This window comes from Streptomyces sp. NRRL WC-3549 (genome assembly GCF_000721935.1).
Lineage (GTDB): Bacteria > Actinomycetota > Actinomycetes > Streptomycetales > Streptomycetaceae > Streptomyces.
Genome location: NZ_KL585424.1, coordinates 8063 through 12010, shown reverse-complemented (window position 1 = coordinate 12010; position 3948 = coordinate 8063). Strand labels below are relative to the sequence as shown.

The 3948-nt window shown below is 65.0% G+C and carries 3 protein-coding genes; all 3 read right to left on the bottom strand.

Annotation, left to right across the window (positions count from 1 at the left end; translation table 11 throughout):
• Nucleotides 1–176: 176 nt before the first annotated feature.
• Nucleotides 177–2174 (bottom strand): CHAT domain-containing protein, encoded by a 1998-nt coding sequence (locus tag IH13_RS0127480; protein WP_158791328.1) that lies wholly within the window; start codon nt 2172–2174, stop codon nt 177–179.
• A 394-nt stretch (nt 2175–2568) separates the two neighbouring features.
• Nucleotides 2569–3192: a hypothetical protein gene (locus tag IH13_RS0127470; RefSeq protein WP_031088667.1), complete on the bottom strand. Its 624-nt coding sequence runs from the start codon at nt 3190–3192 to the stop codon at nt 2569–2571.
• Between the two features lie 108 nt (nt 3193–3300).
• Nucleotides 3301–3687 (bottom strand): hypothetical protein, encoded by a 387-nt coding sequence (locus IH13_RS0127465; RefSeq protein WP_234433408.1) that lies wholly within the window; start codon nt 3685–3687, stop codon nt 3301–3303.
• Between the last annotated feature and the right edge of the window lie 261 nt (nt 3688–3948).

The following is a 3948-nucleotide window of genomic DNA, read 5'->3' as shown; positions in this document are numbered from 1 at the left end:
TCTGGGCCCGCCCAGCTGGAGCGGAGCCCGCTGCTACCGTCAGAGCTTGCAGACACCCCGACGACTTCGGCTCGCCCGCTGCCAACGTGCCCCTTCCCCCGGTCAGCGAGCTATGCGGCAGCTCACACAGCGAAAGGCTGTGAGGTGATGGGGCGAGGGCCTCAGGGACCTGGTAGTTACCGGCCGGGACGCGCTTGCTCGACGAGCAGCCCCAAAGGGGTGAGGTGAATGCGGTCGGGACGGCCGGTGAAGACATAGAACAGTGACTCGGGAACGTAACCGGGTCTGCGGAACCAGTTACGTACGCGTTCGCCCTGGCCCTGCTCGTCGGCGATCTCGCCCAGGACACGTTCGGTGTCTTCGTAGACGTGCGGCGAACGGATTCGGCCGGTGGCCCGGCTGCTCATGAACTCGACGAGGACAGACCGGTCATTGATGGTGGTTTGGGTGGCCCATGCCCTGAGGCTGGGGCTCCCGTCGAGGATGTCGTTGACCGCGTTCGACGTCTGCACGTGATGCCACACGTCCAGGATGGTGGAGAACTGGCCGGGCCTGGTGTTCTCTTTGGCGAGATACACCATGAAGCGGACCATCAACATGGCATTGCGTCTGACATCGACGGGGACCTGTGTACCGAGTACCGCCAGGGCGCCTTCCCTCAGCAGGAGGTCGGTGATGGCCACGGCGCCGGAACCTCGCGGGGCCACGTGGCAGGCGCTGAGGATGACCACAGAGGGCATGCGGTCGAGGCCGAGGTCCACATAGGGCTTGTCGCCGATGACAAGCGCGGCCATGTTTCCGACCATCGTTCCGTGCGCGCTGATGATGAGGACGTCAGGGCGGTTCTCGGTGACGGCCCGTTGGAGAGCCTCAAGGGTGAGGGTCTCGGCTTGGGTGATCGTGAGTGTGGTTGAGTCAGGTGCGCTGGCCTCGCAGGCGATGTCCCATCCCTGTCTCGATATCCGTCCGACCGGGTCACTGACCGGGATGCACTCAGCTACCAGGACTGTGATGCTGCGATCCAGGCTGACTGCCGGTGCCGCGGAGAGCTGCTGCTGCACCATCCTGGTCAATGGCTGCATCGGTCTGTAGGTGACCGGCAGGCGTGTACATAGCGGGGCGCTGTCACCAGGCATGGTCAGCAGGCCGAGAGGAAAGTCCGAGTAAACGGCCAGGTATGAGGCGCACTGGATCGCAGCCTTCAGTTCCTCGCTCCACAGTGGCTGGGCCGCGTCGTTGAGTCGGGTGAGCAGACGTCTCACAGCGGCACTGCTGTGGGGGGTGTGGAAGTGACGTTCGATCTCGGCCAGGGTGGTGAAAGCGTCAGGGGGCACAGTGGGCAGCATGAGGCCCAGTCCGCTGCTCGCGACGGAATGGTGTGCCACTGCGAACTCGATGGCTGCTCGTTCGACCAAGTGATCGGAACGTTCATGCAGCGTGACCGACCATGTGTCATCCGGGCTGACGGCGGGTTGGGGTTTCGTCCGGCGTCGGATCTCGCTGTCGTAGGCCATACGGGCATAGGCCGGCGCAGTACCGGGCAGGCCCAGCGCAACTGGCACCCGCAGTCGGCTGGCTTCTTCCTTGAAGGTCCGGTGAAAGCGGCGATCGGCTTCGTCATGGGATGCCCCCTCCCGTTCCAGGCGCGCCCATGTGGCCAAGCACCGCTGACTGCGGAGAGCTTGCCCGAACGCCTCGCCCGCGCTCGTGTCCTGGGTGACTGACTCTGCAGTAGGCCATCCCATCTGTCGGGCCAGCCTGCGGTGAGGCAGAGTGAGAGGGGCCAGATCCAGACGATGAGTAAGCGTCACCTCTCCTGCCAGCCTGGGAAGGTCGGGGATGAAGTGCTCATGGATGGCCTGCCACTGAGCAGCGAGAGTGGCGTCGGATAGCTGGGAGTAGGGAATCGTAGGCAGCGCGAACCCCAGCGCCGAAGCCCGCTGCCGCGCTTCGTCCAGCAGATCGTCCGGGCAAATGGTGACCACAGGATGGTGGCGCTGCAGATGCTCGCCGAGTACATCCTCTTCGAAGCAGTCGATCGGGACCATCAGGATGCTGTGCTCAAGGCGCAGGTTCTGAGCTGCCTTGAGCATCCAGATATCGACGTCGATGAGATCTGGGAGGGAAGCGGGGAGGTGTAGGCAGTACCAGAGACCGGGCAGTGCGGCGGCCACCGTCTTAGCCAGTCCATGAGGAACAGTCGACTCCGAGGCCTCCGGCCGTTCAAACACAACGGGCGCGTGAGGCGACTGATCCTGCGCCCGGCCCTCAGCGGCTCCCGGGGCGAATGGAACCACGTACAAAGGGGGCTTCGCGAACGGTGACGGCATCGTCAGAGGACCTCGCTGCTGCAGTCGTTGAACTGCTCAACCTACTGCGTGAGGCATTGTCTTGACGTGAACTTCCAACAGCGGGGTTACTCGCCGCGCTCATATGAGAATGCGCGCCGACAAAGGTTGCGTGCTGGTCGAAGCGACTGGATCGCCGGACATGGCCGCTGGCGGATGGAACACCAGCTGGCCCGGACCGACTCACTCTGCAGGGATGCGCGGTTCCTGCCGCGACTTGTCAGACGAACCTCCCGATGATCGCGGCGAGGCGATCGATAGCCTCCTCGCTGTGGCGGCGGGCCACCATGAACCCGAGGATGGTGGCGCTGCCTACACCGTTGGCGACCAATTCCTGTACCAGGAGGGCGGCGTTGTCGGCGCCCGGCCCGCCCGTCCACCCATTGTTGCCGTAGGTGTGGATGTCTTCCAGAAGGCTCTGCTGGTCCGGGTTCCATGTCTTGGGTGTCAGCTGTCCATCGACGAGGTTCACGGCGAGTGTTTCCATCGCCCATCCGCTCAGGGGGTCTGCTCCGTGCTCGACAACTGCAAGCGCGCCCTCATGGGCATAGGGAATCGCGCGGTACATGTCGCGAGTGCGGGGTAGGTAAGCGAGGACAGCCCGCCGGTGTCCGCTGGGCCTGGTGCTGCGATCTGTGACAGTGTCACTGATCTTGGCGAGCTTCCTGATTGCACCAGGGCCGAGAGTCCACTGGTCCTTGGTCTGGGTGACCAGCACAGGCTTGGTGTGCAGGGCTTCGGCTTGCTGATGAATCCACAGGGCGGCCAGTTCGGCGGCGACGTCCGGGCTGCGGGCGGGATCGTCGTCCGGCACCCACGCCGCGGTGTATGTCGTGTCCGTCATGCCGTCGACGTTAGCGCCACCCCATGACGGCGCGGCGGCCCCGACACACCGTTCGTCGCTCCTGGGATTGGCTGCTGTCGATGCCAGGGGTGGTATTCAGACGGTTTTTTAGCCACCGGCACAGAACCAGTCGTCCTCGGCCCATGCCTGAATCTTGCGACGGCCGCGGTCCAAGCCTCTGAGCGTGAATCCGGTTCGCAGAAGAGCCTCCGCAGTTTCACAGCAGCTCCAGCACTCGACGAGACCTGCGCGTCCGGTCACGGCCGCGATCCTCACCCAACTCCAGACGACCGTGGGTGCACGGTCCGCCGCCGCCAGGGCAGTGCGTATGTCGCGGTGTCCGACGGTGATGTCAAGGTGCGGCGGCAGGGGGCTCACGTCGTGGCGGTCAGTGACCAGAACGGGGATGGCCACGGTGCGTACCCACTCTTCCAGAAGCTCCGGTTCGTTGGCGGCGATGGCCCACATGCCGGCGCGGGGCTGCTGCAGGGACATAGTGGGCCACACGGAAAAGGGGATCCGAGCGCCGCGCGGGGCGCTGGCGACCACGTCGCCCTCGTACAGCGGCAGTCCGTCACCCGGCTGGGGGCCGCGTTTGAGGGGAAGGGCAACGGTCAGGTCGCTGCGCGGATCATCCGGTTGCACAGCGCCGAGCCGAGTCGCCGCCTCAGCGGGAGCGCGATGCTTGGCCACGTTGGTATAGACGGCGAGAAGCCGCAGCGGATGCTCGTCAGGGTCGCGGCGCTGAAACGGCTA

Coding starts and splice junctions, on each gene's coding strand:
- IH13_RS0127470 (WP_031088667.1), bottom strand. CDS start 3,192: ATGACGGACACGACATACACCGCGGCGTGGGTGCCGGACGACGATCCC.
- IH13_RS0127465 (WP_234433408.1), bottom strand. CDS start 3,687: ATGTCCCTGCAGCAGCCCCGCGCCGGCATGTGGGCCATCGCCGCCAAC.